Here is an 18,913-nt window from a genome sequence, read left to right on the forward strand (position 1 = left end):
CACAACCTCCCATGATAGTACTATTATATTATAAAAAAGCGCTCGCGAGTTCGCTTCCATATATCCAGCTGAGTTAACCCTTGACTGAACCTAGTAACACACCTTTTATGAAATGCTTTTGCAAAAACGGATAGATACAAAGAATCGGAATGATGGCTAGAATAACCGCCGCCGCTCGAATCCCTTCCGGTGTTACCATCGTCTGTGTCACGCCTTCTCCGCTGAGCAGCATCTCAGGACTAACCAATTGAACCATCTGATAGAGCTTGACCATTAATGACATCTTATCCGTACTGCGAATATAAATTAGAACGTTCATGTAAGAATTCCACCAGCTGATTGCATAAAATAGCGTCAATGCAGCGATTACAGGCTTAGAAAGCGGTAGGATGATCTTCATGAGAATCGTTAACTCACTGGCGCCGTCAATCGACGCAGACTCTTCCAACTCCTCTGGCAGACCCTCCAGAAATGATTTCATCACAAACATGTTATAGGCGCTAATCAGTGCCGGCAGCCATAAAGACCAATACGTATTAACTAACCCCAAACTACTGACCACTAGAAAATTAGGGATAATACCTCCACTGAACAGCATGGTGACCAGAATCGCCATCAGGATTATGTTTCTCCCCTTGAGCCTAGACTTGGACAACGGATAAGCCGCCATGATCGTAAATAGCATATTGAGCGTTGTGCCTACAACGGTAATGACAATCGTATTCTTCATGGCTACTATCATCTGCCCGTCACGCAGCAAATTGCTATACGTATCCAGATTGAATTCAATCGGCCACATGAACACTTCACCTGCGGTAATCGCTCTCGTGCTGCTCATCGAAACTGCAAATATATTAATAAAAGGAAATAAAGTTACATATGCACAGAGTGCCAATAATAAGTAATTGAACCAACGAGAAGTTTTTACCATAATCCACGTTCTCCTAACACCTTAATGAACCGATTCACAGATACCATGAGGATCAAAGCAAGAACCGATTGCAATAAGCCCAGAGCCGTCGTATAGCTGTATTGCAGATTGACAATCCCGTGCTTGTACACGTAAGTACTGATCACCTCGGAAACGCTGATGACCGTTGGATTGCTCAATGCATACACATGTTCAAACCCTACATCCATCATCTTCCCAACTTGTAGGATAAGCAGTATGGCAATCGTACTGCGAATGCCCGGGAGCGTAACATGCCAAATCTGCCTGATTTTGCCCGCACCGTCCATCTTGGCCGCTTCATATAAGGTAGGATCAATCGATGCCATAGCCGCCAAATAAAGAATTGTGCCGAATCCGGCTTCTTTCCAAATGCCCGAGAAAATAAAGGAAATGGTCCACCATAACTTATCCGCCATAAAATAAATCGGTTCGATGCCAATGCCTTTCAGCACGTAGTTCAAAATACCGGTAGATGGGGACAACAAGGCATAAATGATGCTGCCAAGTACGATCCATGAGATGAAATGGGGAATATACAACAAATTTTGCAACGTTCGTTTATACCATTCCACCCGTACTTCGTTCAGCATTAACGCCAGAATTATAGGTGCAGGAAAAGCAAATATAAGTGTAAATAGATTCAAGAGCAGCGTGTTTTTCAGCACAATATAAAAGTCTCTGCTCAAGAACAATTTCTCAAACTGCTCCAAACCCACCCAGGGACTTCCCCATAATCCATCGGCCAGACGATAGTTTTTGAAAGCGATAATTTCACCCGCCATAGGGGCATATTTAAAAATAATTAAATACATAACAACCGGTACCAGCAGCATATACAAGAAGCGGTTCCGTGAAGTATATTTCCATACAGACTGCAAAGCCATCCCCCCATTCAGTTATCAATTGTCGTTTGCAACCTTAGAATAGCAGGGGTCTTTTATCATGAAAACCTTCCCTTTTTGTGATGCCACTCCTTTTCAACATAACGGCACTCACTTTTTTTGTGATGCCATACTTTTTCCCTTTTTCGGCACAATAAATGGGGAAAATCACCTACCGCCAGGACAACGGAAGGAAAAATGGTGGAATTCCAGCGGACTCCATAGGAAAAGAAAAGCCGAGATAACCCAGAACTGATCCTGCTTTTCGCACGGCTTTTCATTGGCGTGGAAGTTTATGATCAGGAGACTGTTGTGGCTTGTGTGCTGAAAGGTCCCTTGCACAAGAAGCCGAAACAAGAAGTAATATGCCGGGCAAAAAAACCGACGACAAGGATGCGGCCGTTTGGATCGTTCAACTGCATCGATTTAAATAAATCCAATTTGGTTTCCATACTAAGTTACTCCATCCCATGTCTTCATTTTCGGTGAAAATAAAGTGTTAGACTGGCACTGAAATAGAAACAGCGGCGGACTAGGACTGAAAATAAAGTCTTAGACTGCCGCTGTTATATTGAGCTAACGGTTGCAATAGGTAAGCATTTGATGTGAACCCCAGCTTAAATGTCCTTGCACATAAGCATCATAAGCTCCTTGTTACTCATTGATTTGGGATATATTAAACTGCAACTGGCCTTACAGCTTTTATAAGCGCCAGTTTATTGTTTTATTTTGATTTCTGGTCAATTAGATCGTATCCAGTAATATATGGTTTTAAAAAGTCAAATGCATTTGGATCATTGGGGTCGATGAATTGAACGATGACAACACCACTCTTGGGGCTAATGGCCATGTGTGATTTATCCTTGTTGAGTACTAAGGCAGGTAAATAAGCCTCGTAATGAATACACAAATTTATCATTGTACTATTAACGACCATTTTGTGTGCACCTCATTTTATCTACTGACAGAAAAGCAAAAAAACGCACTCTCCTTTAGGAGGAAAGGCTGTACATGAACTAGGTTGTATTGTGAGTACACTCATTTTGTATTTTCTTATCCCTTCCAACAATCATGCCCTGACATAAGTCCAATCAATCACTATGTACCGAGCATATGATTATACCGTAATGAAAATTTACTTGAGGGGAATGAGTAAATATGAGTGGTGCAAGTTGTGCAGGTTATGGTAACAGCTCAGCAGCAATTTTGGTTCTTTTTATTCTTTTGGTTATTATCTTAATGACTTTTGCAATTTAAACCAACATCACAAAAAAAAACAAAAACGGTCTTATCGCGAAATAGATGCGATTACAGACCGTTTTGTTTCTCGTTTAACTGAGGGTGACGAGTTTCAATAGGCTTTGCAACTAGCTTTAAACGCCTCTTCTAAACATGCAAACCTCCAATTAATCGAGGGCAATGACGATATGGCCCAACCGGAATTTGGATCAGGCTGGTTATTCCTTGCGAAGTCATCTTGTAGATCTCATCACACAACTTGGCATCAAATCCGAGGAGCGGATGTCCCCCCATCCCGATAGCGGATGCCGCGAGCAGTAAACGCTGCACGAGCATCCCCGCTTCCATCTGTTGGATGCGATATCCCCTATACCCCAAATCTGTTGTGAGATGACCTTTGTCCCCTGCCACATGAAAGCATAACGGAACTTGGGACAGATTCACGTTGTCGGAAGGCATTCCCTGCTGCAGCTTGAGTCGATGATCCCCCTGACGTATCCGCCGCAATGTATGAGCAGTACTGTCATAACGGTAAGCTCCGTCCGGGAAGCCTTCAACGTTATACAAACAAACGTACAGTGAGACGCGGGAAACGGGATTCTCATGGGCTTCATCCAAATCATTCCGATACCTGAAGGAGGCCGTTGCCTCCTGTAACAGATAAGCCAACTGCTCTTGGCTTATCTTGGCCATTATAAAATCACCATCCGGCGAAAATCTCTTTCGGCTTATCGCCGCCAAATCATACGACAACCGTTTTACTTGGGGCAGAGCCACTGCCAGATCCTCGCAGTCAACGATCTTCTCTTTGCTAATTTGCCGTATTGGCCGAAGCCATTCCAAGAGGGATGCTTCGTTCATCTTGATAAGCAGCGGAAATTCCTTGACTTTCCGGGACCGGACGTAGTAATCATGCTTAACCTTTGGCAACTCCCGACATAATTCAGTGGCGGAGCACTCCCGCTCTTCCTCATTCCAACCCGCAAACCATTGAATCGCAGACTCCGCTGACAGCGGAATCACCGCATACACGCTCTCCTCTTGTTCCGATATCCCAAGGAGATCATTCACAGCCCGATCAAGGAATTGGAAATATGTCCCAGACGAGAATCCGAACCGTTTCGCCACTTCCAAGAGCTGCCCGATTAACGTACCCGCATCCAATCCTTGCAGGCGGTAGGAAAAGTTATTGTATTTAAAGAAGTTTTTCCAAAACAGGGTCGATACAAAAACAGTACCAAAACAAGCCGATACGTCACAACGATTGCCAAGCGCCCGGGCTACATAGGCATCGAAGTTGCCTTTGCGCAGCAGCACTAAGCGGTGGTGTGCCACATCATAATGATATACACCCTCGGGCAAATCCTCCAGCTTCAGATATATATATAGCTCATTAGGATATAACGCTCCCCCGGAGGGAACAAACCTCCGGTACAACTGCAGCAAGCCCATGTTTTGTACCATGGAATTCGACGTAGGGACGGACTGGGAAAAGTGAGTGAGCCCGAATATGTACCAGAGAAAATGACCCATATGGCGAAGGTCAGGCTTCACTGGCGCTTCCCCGCCGTCGAGCGTCAGCGGTACTTCCGAAGATAACGGAGCCACTTGCAAACCGCGGTAGAGCTTATAGGCAAGCGGTCCGTCTTCCCAATCCACCACCAAGTCCGGTGGTTTGGTTTTATCAATGTCATAATGCAGATTGTGCAGAAATGCCTCCAGATTCATGCTTCTCCCTCCTGCTATGGAAATGGATGCGGGTATGGATTGAGAAGTTCCAGACTCAGCGGCTGTTTGGCATACCCAAGCTCCATCGGTACCCTCAAAACCCGCTCCAGCCCTGCCACGCGGGTAAACTGATGACCGAATGTCATCGGCAGCATCCCCGGGATCAGCACTTTCACACAATGCAGTCCATTTCGAATAATTTCCGGCGCTGACTGATCAACGACGATTACATCAAGATTCAATCGGCGGAACACCTGAAGAACATCTTTCAGATCGTCCGTTAAATCAGCATGCCTAGCCTCCCGCTTGAATTCCTCTTCAAACGTTCGCATCGGGCGATTTTCATCCAGCAGAAATTGCAAGCGCTCCTCCGCTTGCGGCAAAGCGTATAACAATGAATGATCTTCCATCTGCTGCACCTGGGAGGAGTCGTGAAGCATCCGAACATACGCCTCGCGGTTCTCCTCAAATTTCTTATCAAGATTCAGAACCATGCCGGCCAACTCGTGAACCGCACCTTTCACCGCCCGTACCGGATCAGGATGAGCTCCGGCCGCACAGATGAGGTTCACTCCATTTTGTTTCCTGTTTTTTGCTACCCCCCAAACGCTTGGAATCCCGTTCTCCATCGTCGAGTTGTAGAAATATACATCAAACCCTGCCACAGCTCGCATACGATCGATCATCAGCCGCAATTCCCGGTCGTTTGCGGAATAAGGGTCAATGCGTGAGAGAGGCAGCTGCGCATACCAAGTCATCAGAAACGAATCTCGCTCCACAACTTCCATTATTCCGTAAAAGATAGCTTCCTCCATGCTTCCACCTAATGCGCATCCGTTGGAAGATTCGGACACGAAACCATGCCCGCAGCCCATGCCGTAATAAGCGAGCTGTTCCGGAACGAGAATCGGACGCTCTTGCAAAAACGAATAGCCCCACACCCAATCGATGAGGCGGTCAGGATCGAACGTAGTGAACGGATATCCCGGCTGTGCGTACTGTTCCTGCGCGTGCACCCCTACCTTGACGGGGTCAAGCGCTTGATCTTGCAGATCGCGGAAGCTGCCATGGACTACCGTTCGTTTGCCTCGGGGCACCATACCGCAGTACCGCTCCAATCCCTCCAAAATGGCGGTCAACTCGCTCGCCGCATAGGAATGAGTCCGACCTGCCGTCCCCACATCCTCAGCGATCAACGGTAGATTCACGCTTACATCGGCAAATGGCGACGCAAGGTCAATCATTTTCTCATTCATAAAGCCGGTCCGGCTATCCAAATAGTCTTTGGTCAGGACTTTTTTCAAATCATCCATCGGTCGGGAGCGGTAACTGTCCAAGCTGATCTTAGGACTTGGCTGCAGTGAAATGCGGGCTGATGCCGACGAATCGTCAGGCAATCGACTGCAAACCGGACATAGCGGGTCAGGGAGAAAGAAGTGAACTGTGCTCTCCAGCGTTTTCAGGTTGATCATAAGCACTCTCTCTGCTAAGTGACCCGGTTTGTCTTGCAATATCCTCCGCGCCTCTGCCACTAGCAGATGGGCTACTTGGAAGAGTCCCGTACGCGAAGCCCATGCATCGCGTGGTATTCCCCCTTGCGCCGCAAGACTCCGCTGCAGCGCACGCATCTCCCTACGGTCGCGTCCCGCCATGAGGCGTCGCGTATCTGCACACTGGGAGCACCCTTGTGAACCCGGTGTTACCAGAGGTCCGATCACGCCCTCGCCAAATGCAACGAAGCCGCGCAACCATGGGATGCCGGCTGGCTGCAGCAGTTCTTCCGCCTTTTGATGAACGTAAGGATGCCAAGCATCGTGCAGCACCAATGCCAAATCCACCGCTGCCGGCACTCCTGCTTCGAAATCCATTTGACGTACGATCTTGAATTGGGCTGATAGTTCTTCGTATACGCAGTCCGCCAACTCCCCGTCTCCCACAATCATAACGATGGCGCTCACCGGGTTCCCTCCTCTCGCAGCAACACGCCAAATACTCCTGCCATTTCCTCTTTCAAAAATGGTTCTACTGCCAGATCGAAGACCAAGAGCCGCTTATGGTTCCGTTTCAAGACCTGCAAGGCGGACTGCAAAACATCCGATTCTATCGCAGCTTCACAGGATGGGATCTCAAGGTTATGCGGAATCTTTTCTGCCAGACGCACAGACGAAACCTCCAACACTTGCGATGTGAAACTAGCCGGTTGGTTTTGTGCCTTCAACAGAGCTTGTTGCAATGCATCCCGCAACGCAAATGTTACATTCAAACCTACACCGCCATACCAGCGGTCATCCGTACCGACCCATACCACAGGGAATCCGCAAACGGCCTCTCCCAAGCCAATCATCGGCTCTGCCTTCATCGTCGTCAAAGCCTGCAAATAAAACTGGCAGCGTTTATCCTCTATGGCAGACAAATGTACTCGAGAGACAGACGACACCTGACTCGCCAATTGCTTGCCCATCTCCTCAGCCAGACACCTAAGCAACCCCCGACCTATGCCTTCCGCAAACGTTTCTCCCGCTCCGATGCCGATAAATTCCTGCGGTTCTGAGACGAAAAGGCGTGCCATTCGCGACACATACGCTTCAATTCCAGACAACCCTGCTGCCCGCCGAGCTCCCTCATGAGTCAGATCGGTACATACAATGTCCGACAACAGCGTAGTCGGCCCTTCGGATAATGGATCGATTGCCTGAACTCGACACTGAGAGAGAGGCAGTTGTTTTAAGTCTCCCTCCTCCCAAATATGAAAAATTCCGGATTCCGCAGATGTCAACCGGCCAAAGTAAGGAAGCAATCCGGTCTCACTTTTGCTTGATTTCCGCTCGAGCTGCAATTCGAAATCGTGAATCCGTTCAACAGCGGTACGCCCGTTCACAAGCGGATGGGGTACGAACGAATGCCATTTTCCTTCCAGAGTCTCTAGATTAAGCAGATAGAACGGATCACTTTGTTCCGAATCGTTCAATCCACTAATCTTTTTTAATAATTCAAACACGATCACGTTCGCTAACAGAGCTCCCGCTGTGGAAGAGAAGGTGTGCAGCTCTGGGTCTTTAGAAATCGCAGATTCGTGTACGCTGCGCCACGCTGACTCCCAGCAGCCCTCAGAGTCCGGATGTACAAGAGGACCCGCCATACCCGCCTGCTTCAGACAAACTGCAGGAAGAAACACCTTCTTCTCCTCCCTGCACACCGCATGAAGAGCCCGCAGCTCCTCGATATCTCCCTCCTGTGACACAAATAAAACCGAATCAAACGGCCTTACAGCCTCCCGCCAATTACGATTCCCCTCGGTTTGCAGAGTAATCTCCTCGATGACTACCTCGGGGTCCGTTTTACGGGCATGTGCCGCGAGTTCTAGCATCCGTTGCCGATCGGTCAGCTCTGAGCCCGAGACCAGCACGTGTAACTTGGGCAAACCGGATTCAAGCAGCGCGGAAATGACCGAGATCAGAAAGGGGCCAGAACCGACCGTCAATACCTTAGACTGCCGATACGACTGAAACCGGTACGCACCCGAATTACCGAAATGGTCCAAAAATTCAATTTGAGAAGCATACTTTTGAAGAATCTCTTCAGACAATAGATGTGGAGTGTCTTGGCTCGTGTCCCGAACAAACCCATTACGATACAACATTTCTGCAATTCCATATACCTGCTTCCGGTGTTGGTCCGGCAATCCGTCTGTCAAATCCTTCAACCTATGCTCCCCATTGAATATCGGTATCAATTTCTCAATCCACCGATCGATCCCTGCGCCTTCCATACGGAACGAACTTACGTTGTTTCGAAAATACACACTACCATTTGGATCAGGGAGAAAAAACGTATCCCTTTTCATCTTCAGTCGCATCGAAGGGTTCAAATTTGCCATTCTACTCCTCCTCCGGAAGCTGTTCTCAATCTGCTCAAACTCTTCACATGTAATCTTATGTACAGCTAATTGTCCCTCATGTCTTATTCTTTAAGAAAGCCCCTGCAGCAATGGCCTAGTTTGCTGTAGGGGCTTTTCTCTATCGGCAAGAAACAATTCAATATCCTTAGCGGTGGCAGTTATGGCAGTTATGACAGTTGTGACAGTTTTGACAGTTATGACAGTTCGAGCATCGGAAGCAACTGGTGCAATTGGAACAGTTAAAACAATTCGTGCAGTTAAAGCAATTGGTACACGTAAAGCAATTGGTACAGTTCGTGCAAAAGAAGACGCATAACCTAGCATCTTGCTGGCTTTGTACGTTCCAAGGTGTCACCTCACTTGCTGTGAACTCGGAAACCGTCAAATTCTGAAGATCATTTTGGAATTCATTCATTTACGAAAACCTCCGTTTAATAGATAGTTGTGTCGGCATCATACTCTTTGTGAATTCAGCCAATTATTCGACTACTCCATGACAACATATGAACTCAGCTCCGCACTTGTTACTGATTAAAATGCCTATTTCATTGTGAATTTTCAGGACAAAAAGGAGCCTAGCCAAGTTCAATTCGGCTGAGCTCCTTTTGCTTTTCGTTTTTGTTGATTTAACTTAGTCTACTTGAAATAATTTGATTTACAGCTCGTAACGCAGAAGAGATCGCACCTTCAATCCAACCGGGAAAAAGACTCGTACTATCGCCAGCAAAGTAAATCCTACCTTGTTCGGCAGACAGTGTTGGGAGCATTCGATTCATCTGTTTCGGCTTATACCAAGCATATGCACCTCGGGAGTAAGGATTATGATCCCAAGAAAAGACCGTCCCACCTTCATAATAATGCGACAGTTCAGGAAGCACCTGTTTGATTTCTGATACAGCTGAATGAAAATTACCAGCTTTAGATAGTTCTCGCGCCGATTCACCGGAGGAGTACGAACAAATTAGCCCCCTCCTTGATGTCGTTTGAGTGAATGTAGCATCAAGCAACCATCCAATTTTCAGATCCGTATTTACTGTAGTAAAGGAACTTAAGTTGTTCCAGAATCTAGTTCGGCTTTGTATGACGGTACGCGTAACGGAAGTGGAAAGTTGGTTTTGAATGACATCATTTTTTTCTTTGCTAAGTGGCGGGGAAAAATGAATTGTACGCAGGACTGTAGAGGGAATGGCCACAATGACCCGATCACAGCAGATCGTGAACACTTCGCCAGAATTTGTATATTGGATCGTTACCCCTTTATTACTATGTTCAATATGCGTCACAGCACATCCATAGCTGATATTAGAACCAATTGTAAGGGCAAGCTTTTTCGGCAATTGATCCATTCCACCTGCTATAGTTTGTGTATTTCTTCCGGAACTGGCCATTTTTAAGTCAAGCAGTCGCTGTAACGCAGATACTTTGCGAATACCATCACCTAACATCTGCATATATCCGATTTCAAACAACTTAATCGCACCCGAAGAAGCTCCTTGGCTTTTAAGATATTCTTCCATTGTCATAGAATCTAGCAGTACCGCTTGTTTTGTGGGCCAGCCCGGCAAAGAAGGATCTCCCGTCGCGTTAAGCCCCGGCTTAAGGTACTTTTCCAGCATTCCCGCATATCCTAAAGTCCTTTCCTCAGCTGTAAGTGAAACAGGCCACCAGGCAGGTTCAGCCGGAGAATCTATGATTAATCTCCCGTTGATATATGACAAACTTCCATTTGGGGCTGGTAAATTTATTAATTGGACTCCGGCTTGCTGGGCATAATGCAATGTGAGAAAATGATGCGCTCCAATGAACGCAGCCCCCATTTCGCAAAATAATCCGTCAGCAAATTGATCCCGCATTGTGTATATGCGACCACCCGGTTGACTATTTGCCTCTAATAAACGCACGTTATATCCTTGTTTCATAAGCTCCAAAGTGCATACCAAACCCGCCATCCCTGCCCCAATAACTACAATTCGCTCAGGAAAACGACCTATTAACATAAAATCCGATTCCTCCAAATATTACTTTTATATACATCATGTGTGCTTATAATCCTTTACTTTCTAGATACTTTGTATTATTCTATGCTGTCCGTTACCTCAATAAAACAATAGAGGAGCTGCCTGAAGCAAGCTCCCCCACTAAGCTGTCGCAACATTGCAGTGTTACCTCAAAAACAAACAAGCAAGACGCTGCAGCGCTTGCTTGTTTGTTTCTTTGAAACTATCTCTATCATATTGCAAATGTCATAGTAATAATAACCAATAAGATAAATAGAACCAATACTGCTGCTGAACTAGTACCAATCCCTGCTGCATATCCCATATTAGTCACTCCTTAAATTTGAAATTCATTCTTTTTTTTCAAAAGAAAAACGGGCTCCTTTGAAAGAAAAAGGGGGACTCCTCAATGGCCAACAAATCAAAAAGAACAAGTGGAGTAAAAGGGTTGAAGAATGGACTGAATGGTGTAAATGCACTTGTACTCAGGGGTTTGGCATTTGAACGAAGATAGATTTTGTCATGGGTGCTCTTATGCAAAATGCCTTCTAAGACTTGCCCTTGTTGTGTCATCACGTAAACATGTTTACCCGTGAGGGATTTTAGCCGATTTTTGTCAATGGACAATTTTATCACCCCTTAGTGTTGCATTCTCTTACAAAACTTGAGATGTGATATCAATTACCATACAAACGCACTAGTAATGATAACCAAAAGGATAAAAAGAACCAAGACAATAGCCGTACTTGTACCCACACCACCGCTATAACAGCCTCCTGCAGTATAACCCATTCTGATTAGCTCCCTTCTTTATCAGATAGTCTATTGTATTTTAATGGCATTAAAATGTATTGGACAAATGTAGGTTATCAAAAGCCTGTTTTGAGATTGGGATCAAACAGTACTAATAATCACCTAGTAGGAGGCTGTTCCTTTGAAAAATTTCTATCGTCTGCTTGTTTGAACATCGGTTTTGGTTACATTTGAATGCCAAAAATCCTCCAACTCCACGATTACTCTGGAGCTGAAGGATTTCTCTTTTTTATGTATGCAGCTGAGCCCTGAACTTTAGCTTTGCCTAACCGATCTGAGCCATATATACGCCCTCTAACTCGGTTGCAGCCTCTTTAATATCATATCCGGCTTGTTGGACCGCTCGAATCCTGATCTCTTCTGAAGCCCTGTCACTGCGAATCGCTTTCAATAACCACTGGGCCCATATGGCTGCGTCTTGCTCCAAACTCAAGAAAGCGAAAAAACCGGCCTTCAGATTAGCCTCATCTGGCAAAGCATCCGAAACCACACAAGGAACACCTGCCGCTTGCGCTTCAATTAATATCATCGGCAGACCATCTTCAAAAGAGGGCAGCGCGAGCACATCAATCTCCTGAAGGAGCTCGGCAATATCTTCCCGTATGCCAAGTAAATGAACGCGGTTCTGAATTCCCTTTTGCTCAAGAATCGCCTCAATTTGCGGACGCAAAGCCCCATCACCAATCAGAATCAGCCGCGCATTCGGGAGCCGGTACAGCAGTTCTTCAAAAACTTCGATCAGATATCGGTGATTCTTCACAGCACTAAAACGCCCAATATGGCCAACAATCGGCTCATCCAGCGGAATCTTCAGCTGCTCACGAAGCGAGACACACGTTGTTATTCGGTTGGTATAGAGACTAAGATCAATGCCATTGCGCAGCATTTTACCTCGTTTATCGTTCATCCATTGGAATCCAAATAGTGCTTGGCTAGCCGTCTGCGAGCTTCCAACCCAACTTGTAGCCAGACGTCGAATCATATTCTTCTTAAACCAACGGGACATCTTATTTTGTGAAATCGAAAAAGTAGCTTCCCTTAAGCTATGACTATGTGCAATGCGAATGGGAATGCCAAGAAATCTGGCGATCAATAAAGTAAATCCACTTGCATCCATATTATGACTATGTATCGCTTGAAAAGGTCCTTCTTGTTGAATAATCGCTTTCAAATCAAACAAATATCCGAACCGGCCTGCGTGATAGGGTTTCCCAAGATGAAAAATCCGTCCGCCCAAAGCGCGTATTTCTTCGTCATAATCGGAAGGATTCTGCGTATGGACCACAAAATCGAATTGAACCTTGGATCGGTCCATATTCCGATATACCTTCATAATAAAGCTTTGTGCACTATCCTGATTCATATGACTAATTTGATGCAATATCCTTAATGGGCGACTGCTCAAAGCCATTCCCCCTACTTGAGTTATGAATATGAACCAACAACATGTTAAAAACAATCCCCAGATATATATATAAATCAATAAATACTGGATATTTTTTTACTTAATATAGGTAAAATAGGGGGGATAAGTTAACAAAATGTCATAGAATGTAAACGCTATCTATTTAAAATTGTAGCATGAATTTCTTGCAATTCCTATACTTAGATTAAGATTAGATAAATATTTGATAAATATTTGATAAATATTTGTACACTTTCCACCTCATTTTAGGCAGCAAATAGAAGAATACCGAGAAATTTTCTGCATCAGCAGATTTTCTCGGTTTCTATGTGTCTCCATGCTATTATCTAGATGCCAGGATAACTCGGAGGATATGGCGGCTAGTAATGTGCGAGTGCCTATTTGGTGAATGGTTTGCGGAAAATGAGCTTGTTTCAAGTCTTCTTGCTACTTTTTTCCTTTCCAAACATCACTGAGACCTGCCCAAAAGACTAAAATCGTGGTGACCACAATAAAGCGAAAATCCCAGGCATTCGGAAAATCATTCACCTGAGTTCCAGATGCGCGGAGCACTAGCACGAACAGGAGAAGGACCAAATCAAAAAACATGCAGTAGGCCATGCGAGCTGATAGTTTGTATAGAGGAAGTTTGTCCAACATTTTGCCGAATCCTAGAATGTCTGACCATCTCGAAGTTTCTTTGGATTTATTCTGGGGGGATCTGTCCTCGGGCCGATCATTGATCGGCTTTTGTTCGCCTTGCATCCTTTTGGCCAACTCCTTGCAACGAATCATGGGCGTCCAGCCACATCAGAATGGCTGCAACGAAGCTTAAACCTGCTACGAATATTCCCCCCATATTGGACAGCAGCTTCATCTCCCATGTCATGATTAAAGCTAGAAAACTCACTAGAAATGCGAGGAATGAAGCTGTTTTTTTCATCGAGTTTCCTATCATAGTCTACTCCACCTCCTTATTCGCTGATGGTATAGGATATGAGAGATTGATAGATTTGGTGCAGACGAAGTATTGCTCATTTCATGCAAAAGAGGACTTAAGAGGCGTCCCTCTTAAGTCCCTTAACGCCATTATCTATTCAGCAAGCTGCCCACATAACGCAGTAATTCATTCGCACATACCGGGCAATAACCGTGCTCATCGATCAATTGCTTTGTTACATCATTAATTTTCTTCAACTGCTTTTCATCCGGTGTTTTGGAGGAGGTTGTAATTTTCACAATATCCTTCAAGTCCGCGAAAAGCTTCTTCTCAATGGCTTCGCGCAGTCGTTCGTGGCTGCTGTAGTCAAACTTCCGCCCCTTGCGGGAATACGAAGATATCCGGATCAGAATTTCTTCGCGGAATGCTTTCTTCGCATTTTCAGAAATGCCAATTTGTTCTTCGATTGAACGCATCAGTCGCTCATCCGGATCCATTTCCTCACCAGTCAGCGGGTCTTTGATTTTCCCCCAATTACAGTAAGCTTCGATATTATCGAGGTAGTTGTCAAAAATCGTTCTGGCTGATTCCTCGAAGGAATAGACGAAGGCTTTCTGCACTTCTTTCTTCGCAATATCATCATACTCTTTGCGCGCTACCGAAATGAAGTTCAGGTAACGTTCCCGCTCATCTTTGGTAATCGACGGATGCTGGTCTAAGCCATCTTTGAGCGCCCGCAGAACATCTAATGCGTTAATGCACTGAAGATCTTGCCGAATCAAAGCACTCGAAATCCGGTTAATGACATAACGCGGATCAATGCCGCTCATGCCTTCTTCCTGGAACTCATTTTGCATTTCTTTCAGATCGGCCTCTTTGTAGCCTTCGACGATCTCTCCGTCGTACATCCGCATTTTTTTGACCAAATCCATGCCTTGTTTCTTCGTTTCTTTCAATCGCGTAAGGATGGAGAAAATCGCTGCATCCCTTAACGCATGAGGAGCGATGTGAATGTGCGACATATCGCTTTGACTGATCAGCTTGGCATAGATTTTCTCTTCATCTGTGACCCTTAAATTATAAGGAATCGGCATGACGATCATCCGTGACTGCAGCGCCTCATTTTTCTTATTCGAAATAAATGACTTATATTCCGTTTCATTGGTATGGGCAATGATCAGTTCATCGGCGCTAATCAATGCGAACCTGCCTGCTTTAAAATTGCCCTCCTGGGTGAGCGACAGCAAGTTCCAGAGGAACTTTTCATCGCATTTCAACATTTCCTGAAACTCCATGATGCCCCTGTTAGCTTTATTCAGTTCGCCGTCGAAACGATAGGCACGCGGATCCGATTCAGACCCGAACTCAGTGATGGTAGAGAAATCAATGCTGCCTGTCAGATCAGCGATATCTTGCGATTTAGGATCAGAAGGACTGAATGTTCCAATCCCGACACGGCCTTCTTCTGAGATAAAGACACGTTCGACCAAGACGTCTTCAATGCAGCCGTTATACTCTGTTTTCAAACGCATCTGGCAGGACGGGCATAAGCTTCCCTCAATTTTCACCCCAAGCTCACGTTCGATTTCGGGACGAAGCTCCAGTGGAATGAGATGCAACGGTTCCTCGTGCATCGGACAGCCCTTAATCGCATAGACAGCCCCTAAGTCTGTTTTGGCAAATTGCTCTAGCCCCCGCTTCAACATGGTCACAATGGTTGATTTACCACCGCTTACAGGACCCATTAACAGCAATATACGCTTACGAACATCCAATCGACGGGCTGCGGAATGGAAATATTCTTCTACGAGCTTCTCAATCGCACGATCCAGACCGAAAATTTCTTGGTTGAAAAAGCTGTAGGATTTGTGCCCGGACTGGTCATTGATACCTTGCGATGCAATCATATCATAGACTCTGGAATGCGCGGTTCTGGCGAGCCCAGGATTTGTGCGAAGCAATTCTATGTACTCCGCGAACGTACCGGTCCAGCTCAATGAATCCTTCTCCGTACGATGCTCCGAAATTCTTTTGAATATGTCCATGGGTACCTCCTTTCACTGCTGCCTTTAAAATATAGGTCAGCTCGTGATGGTGAATTGTGTACTACAATCCTATGCACTCAAAGAACATAACTTGCCCGAAATTTTCAAGAGAATTGGATTTGGAAATAAACGGAAAGGATCGCAAGGATGTTCCCTCACGTCATTGAAGGCATCCTCATAATCATTTTGGTTCCCTGCTCTGGCCAGCTTTCTACCCTTAGTCCATAAGCCTCTCCATAGACCATTTGAATCCTGCGGTGTACGTTTAAAACACCGATCCCGCCTTTAACACCTGTCTCATCGATTTCACCATCTGCCAGCCGGTTGGCATTCAATTTCTTTTGTATCTGCCTGAGCTTCGCCTCTGGCATGCCTGCTCCATTATCCTCTACACTAATCCAAAATACCCCATCCTTGATGCCACCATCGATCCGGATTAAGTGATATTCTTCCAGGCCTTCCGGAAATGCATGCTGGAACACATTCTCAATCAGCGGCTGCAGGGTCAGACGCACCATGACATGAAGCAGAAATTCAGGCTTAATCGCAACATCGATCTCGAATTCCCGACCAATTCGATGCTTCAGTACGACCAGATAATACAGCACATGCTTTAATTCATTCGCCACCGTAATTTCTTCGAGATTCGTCTGGACGGAATATCTCAGCATATAAGCTAGAGCCTTAACAATTTCGGATATTTCCTCTGAATCCTGAATAGTCGCATAGCAAATAATCGTCTCCAAGGTGTTGTACATAAAGTGAGGATTGATTTGCAATTGAAGAGATTGGAACTCCGCCTTCTGACGCTCCATTCGTATTTCTGAATTGCTTAGCTCCACCTGTACCACGCGATCAACCGCTTCTGACAGGCGCTTAACCATCAAGTTGTAGCGCACAATCAACTCCACAATTTCATCACGGTGGGGAGGAAGGGGGATCGTGGCCCAATTCCCTTTCTCCGTTTCCCGCATGCCGGATTTGAGCACCTGAATTGGCTTGGCAATCGATTTCCCGAATCGATAAGCAAGTAAAATCGCCAATGCTAGTGTGAATATCCCGACGACCAACGTTGTTGATCGAATATTGGAAAGCGGTTTGCGCAATTCATGAAGCGGCATGGAGACGACGAGCTGCCAACCCGAATAATCGGATTTGCGGCTTAGATACATCCGTTGATCGCCCTCACTGGCGTCGATAAAGGCCCGGGAGTCGGCCTGTTTCAACTTCTCGACAAACGCCGCGGGAACATTCGATCCTACTTTCTTTCTATCAGGATGATACACATAGTTGCCATTATCATCAATGATGAACAGATAGCCATACTTCCCCAGGTCAATCCCTTTCCATAAGGCGGATAAATCGGCAGATCGCATCTCAATGGCAAGCAAGCCGCTTAATTCTGGAGAAGTGAATCCACGAATGCGGCGGACCATGGTCAACATTTGATTCTCTTGTCCAGCAATTATCGTATGGTTCAGAATGCTTAATTGCCCATCAGCGCTTGTATTCGCCAGAAAATAAGCCATTTGTTTCCGAATATCCTCCCCATTGAAGGATTGTTCGGTTACGCCATTGTAGTAATACACCGCATTTTGCTTATCGCTAATTAAATAGACGGAAGCTAGTTTGGGATTTCGTATAAATAAAGGATCCACACTAATTTCACGAATTGTATTGCGATAAGTATAGAAGTCATAAGCTTCCCGAGTAGAAGGAAGATCTATGAATTCCATAACCTGTCTATTGGTTAATATCGAAACAATCGAACGCTCATAATCTTTAAAATAGATATCTGTATGGTGAACCGCATTGCCAACAATTTGATTCATTTGATTTTCTACCATTTCCTCCAACTCGCCGGAGGTGATCATGTAGGAAAAAATGCCTACACTGCCTAACGATACGATAATAACAATCATAAAATAAACGAATACTTTCTTCGTAAAACCTCTAATCTTCATCTAATACCTAATCTGGCACGATATTCAGTCGGTGTAACGCCAACAATTTTTTTGAAGGTTTTGGTAAAATGAGGGTAGTCGTCATAACCCACATCCGCTGCTACGTCTACAATTCGTACATAAGGAATTGCCAGCATCTCTTGGGCCTTCGTCATCCGTTTATTGATTCGATACTGAACAAAGGTCTCATGGGTTATTTTTTTGAACAAGGAGCTGAAGTACGTCGGGGTTAATCCGACCATCGCCGCGACTTGATCCAACGTAATTTCTTTGGACAAATTGCTGTCGATAAAGGCTTTGGCCTCTTCCATCGGATCCTTGAAATGGCCGCTTCGGACGGCAAGCAGCCCTTTGATCATGTCATGAAGGCCCTTCTCGAAGGTATCAAGGGCTTCTTTCACACTATCGGCCTGCAAGTGAACCGGCACGGAATCAGGCGAGTAACTACGAGATTGAAGGCGTTTTACAAGAATGCCATTGCAATCGTCCAAGAGTTCTTTCAACTGAGCCAGCGAAACATTGACAGACAGGCAATAATCACGCCAGCGTAACATCAGACTATTAAGTTCCTCTATTTGCAAAGCCCATATTTGCTGTTCCATCTGATCGATCCACTCGATATAACGGGAAGGCGGTATATAGCTGCGTGCAGGCTTTTTAATTAATTGGTCCAGCATCTCATGGACATCCGATTTGGTGACTGGCTTGAGCAAATAATGTCGGACACCATAATTCACGCTCTTTTGAGCATATTCAAAGTCACTGTAGCCGGAAATCACAACGGTTTTAATATGAGGGAATTCCTCATAAATGATTTTGCATAGCTCCAGTCCGTCCATTTTGGGCATGCGAACATCCGTCAACACAAGATCAGGCTCTGAAGCTCGAATTAACCCCAAAGCAGCCTCGCCGTTCTCGGCCGTCTGGATTTTGGAGAAAGCCGGTGCGTATAATTCCGCCATTTTCAGCAACCCTCTGCGAATGACAGGTTCATCATCTACGATCAATACATGCATGTCCAGCCCCTCCTCACGCTTTTCAAAATGACTGA

The 18,913-nt window shown here is 45.4% G+C and carries 17 protein-coding genes; 1 reads left to right on the top strand and 16 read right to left on the bottom strand.

The genetic code is table 11. The features are described from left to right. Positions 1-73: 73 nt before the first annotated feature. From LOZ80_RS23320 to LOZ80_RS23330, 3 genes are all read right to left on the bottom strand, one after another. Positions 74-931 carry a carbohydrate ABC transporter permease gene (locus tag LOZ80_RS23320; RefSeq protein ID WP_238166942.1) on the bottom strand — a complete coding sequence of 286 codons (858 nt, stop codon included), beginning with the start codon at positions 929-931 and terminating at the stop codon, positions 74-76. Continuing rightward, on the bottom strand, positions 925-1,830 hold the full coding sequence (locus LOZ80_RS23325; RefSeq protein ID WP_238166943.1) for an ABC transporter permease: 906 nt from the start codon (positions 1,828-1,830) through the stop codon (positions 925-927). The genes LOZ80_RS23320 and LOZ80_RS23325 overlap by 7 nt, the downstream gene beginning before the upstream one ends. A gap of 302 nt (positions 1,831-2,132) precedes the next feature. Continuing rightward, positions 2,133-2,285 (bottom strand): hypothetical protein, encoded by a 153-nt coding sequence (locus LOZ80_RS23330; RefSeq protein ID WP_238166944.1) that lies wholly within the window; start codon positions 2,283-2,285, stop codon positions 2,133-2,135. Between the two features lie 706 nt (positions 2,286-2,991). Between LOZ80_RS23330 and LOZ80_RS23335 the strand changes: the two genes are divergently transcribed. Further along, positions 2,992-3,090, top strand: a complete 99-nt coding sequence (locus tag LOZ80_RS23335; RefSeq protein WP_238166945.1) for a YjcZ family sporulation protein — start codon at positions 2,992-2,994, stop codon at positions 3,088-3,090. A 129-nt stretch (positions 3,091-3,219) separates the two neighbouring features. Here LOZ80_RS23335 and LOZ80_RS23340 read toward each other — a convergent pair whose 3' ends face one another. The 13 genes from LOZ80_RS23340 to LOZ80_RS23400 all read right to left on the bottom strand — a co-directional run bounded on the left by LOZ80_RS23340 (position 3,220) and on the right by LOZ80_RS23400 (position 18,878). Beyond that, positions 3,220-4,800: a SagB family peptide dehydrogenase gene (locus LOZ80_RS23340; RefSeq protein WP_238166946.1), complete on the bottom strand. Its 1,581-nt coding sequence runs from the start codon at positions 4,798-4,800 to the stop codon at positions 3,220-3,222. Between the two features lie 14 nt (positions 4,801-4,814). Continuing rightward, a complete protein-coding gene (locus LOZ80_RS23345; RefSeq protein ID WP_238166947.1) occupies positions 4,815-6,758 on the bottom strand; it encodes a TOMM precursor leader peptide-binding protein in 1,944 nt (647 codons plus the stop codon). Beyond that, entirely contained in the window at positions 6,755-8,677 is a 1,923-nt protein-coding gene (locus tag LOZ80_RS23350) for a putative thiazole-containing bacteriocin maturation protein (RefSeq protein WP_238166948.1), read from the bottom strand. The genes LOZ80_RS23345 and LOZ80_RS23350 overlap by 4 nt, the downstream gene beginning before the upstream one ends. Positions 8,678-8,843: 166 nt before the next feature. Beyond that, positions 8,844-9,113: a heterocycloanthracin/sonorensin family bacteriocin gene (locus LOZ80_RS39560; protein ID WP_443146972.1), complete on the bottom strand. Its 270-nt coding sequence runs from the start codon at positions 9,111-9,113 to the stop codon at positions 8,844-8,846. 211 nt (positions 9,114-9,324) lie between these two features. Beyond that, complete coding sequence (locus LOZ80_RS23360) at positions 9,325-10,695, bottom strand: flavin monoamine oxidase family protein (protein WP_238166950.1); 1,371 nt, start codon at positions 10,693-10,695, stop codon at positions 9,325-9,327. Positions 10,696-10,927: 232 nt separating this feature from the next. Then, on the bottom strand, positions 10,928-11,020 hold the full coding sequence (locus LOZ80_RS23365) for a YjcZ family sporulation protein (protein ID WP_238166951.1): 93 nt from the start codon (positions 11,018-11,020) through the stop codon (positions 10,928-10,930). 356 nt (positions 11,021-11,376) lie between these two features. Next, on the bottom strand, positions 11,377-11,487 hold the full coding sequence (locus LOZ80_RS23370) for a YjcZ family sporulation protein (RefSeq protein WP_238166952.1): 111 nt from the start codon (positions 11,485-11,487) through the stop codon (positions 11,377-11,379). A gap of 286 nt (positions 11,488-11,773) precedes the next feature. Continuing rightward, positions 11,774-12,913, bottom strand: coding sequence for a glycosyltransferase (locus LOZ80_RS23375; protein ID WP_238166953.1), 1,140 nt, complete (start codon positions 12,911-12,913; stop codon positions 11,774-11,776). Between the two features lie 447 nt (positions 12,914-13,360). Further along, positions 13,361-13,678 (bottom strand): hypothetical protein, encoded by a 318-nt coding sequence (locus tag LOZ80_RS23380; protein ID WP_238166954.1) that lies wholly within the window; start codon positions 13,676-13,678, stop codon positions 13,361-13,363. Further along, on the bottom strand, positions 13,650-13,871 hold the full coding sequence (locus LOZ80_RS23385; RefSeq protein ID WP_238166955.1) for a hypothetical protein: 222 nt from the start codon (positions 13,869-13,871) through the stop codon (positions 13,650-13,652). The genes LOZ80_RS23380 and LOZ80_RS23385 overlap by 29 nt, the downstream gene beginning before the upstream one ends. Before the next feature lie 131 nt (positions 13,872-14,002). Then, positions 14,003-15,898 (bottom strand): PrkA family serine protein kinase, encoded by a 1,896-nt coding sequence (locus tag LOZ80_RS23390; RefSeq protein WP_238166956.1) that lies wholly within the window; start codon positions 15,896-15,898, stop codon positions 14,003-14,005. Positions 15,899-16,053: 155 nt separating this feature from the next. After that, positions 16,054-17,862 (bottom strand): cache domain-containing sensor histidine kinase, encoded by a 1,809-nt coding sequence (locus tag LOZ80_RS23395; protein WP_238166957.1) that lies wholly within the window; start codon positions 17,860-17,862, stop codon positions 16,054-16,056. Then, on the bottom strand, positions 17,859-18,878 hold the full coding sequence (locus tag LOZ80_RS23400; RefSeq protein WP_238166958.1) for a response regulator transcription factor: 1,020 nt from the start codon (positions 18,876-18,878) through the stop codon (positions 17,859-17,861). The genes LOZ80_RS23395 and LOZ80_RS23400 overlap by 4 nt, the downstream gene beginning before the upstream one ends. Positions 18,879-18,913 lie beyond the last annotated feature (35 nt).

It is taken from the genome of Paenibacillus sp. HWE-109, assembly GCF_022163125.1.
Lineage (GTDB): Bacteria > Bacillota > Bacilli > Paenibacillales > NBRC-103111 > Paenibacillus_E.

Bases quoted from the DNA above. Each gene is read 5' to 3' on its own strand.
- LOZ80_RS23365 (WP_238166951.1), bottom strand. From the start codon at position 11,020: ATGGGATATGCAGCAGGGATTGGTACTAGTTCAGCAGCAGTATTGGTT.
- LOZ80_RS23330 (WP_238166944.1), bottom strand. From the start codon at position 2,285: ATGGAAACCAAATTGGATTTATTTAAATCGATGCAGTTGAACGATCCA.
- LOZ80_RS23390 (WP_238166956.1), bottom strand. From the start codon at position 15,898: ATGGACATATTCAAAAGAATTTCGGAGCATCGTACGGAGAAGGATTCA.
- LOZ80_RS23350 (WP_238166948.1), bottom strand. From the start codon at position 8,677: ATGGCAAATTTGAACCCTTCGATGCGACTGAAGATGAAAAGGGATACG.
- LOZ80_RS23360 (WP_238166950.1), bottom strand. From the start codon at position 10,695: ATGTTAATAGGTCGTTTTCCTGAGCGAATTGTAGTTATTGGGGCAGGG.
- LOZ80_RS23400 (WP_238166958.1), bottom strand. From the start codon at position 18,878: ATGCATGTATTGATCGTAGATGATGAACCTGTCATTCGCAGAGGGTTG.
- LOZ80_RS23370 (WP_238166952.1), bottom strand. From the start codon at position 11,487: ATGGGTTATACTGCAGGAGGCTGTTATAGCGGTGGTGTGGGTACAAGT.
- LOZ80_RS23385 (WP_238166955.1), bottom strand. From the start codon at position 13,871: ATGATAGGAAACTCGATGAAAAAAACAGCTTCATTCCTCGCATTTCTA.
- LOZ80_RS23340 (WP_238166946.1), bottom strand. From the start codon at position 4,800: ATGAATCTGGAGGCATTTCTGCACAATCTGCATTATGACATTGATAAA.
- LOZ80_RS23395 (WP_238166957.1), bottom strand. From the start codon at position 17,862: ATGAAGATTAGAGGTTTTACGAAGAAAGTATTCGTTTATTTTATGATT.
- LOZ80_RS23335 (WP_238166945.1), top strand. From the start codon at position 2,992: ATGAGTGGTGCAAGTTGTGCAGGTTATGGTAACAGCTCAGCAGCAATT.
- LOZ80_RS39560 (WP_443146972.1), bottom strand. From the start codon at position 9,113: ATGAATGAATTCCAAAATGATCTTCAGAATTTGACGGTTTCCGAGTTC.
- LOZ80_RS23380 (WP_238166954.1), bottom strand. From the start codon at position 13,678: ATGCAAGGCGAACAAAAGCCGATCAATGATCGGCCCGAGGACAGATCC.
- LOZ80_RS23320 (WP_238166942.1), bottom strand. From the start codon at position 931: ATGGTAAAAACTTCTCGTTGGTTCAATTACTTATTATTGGCACTCTGT.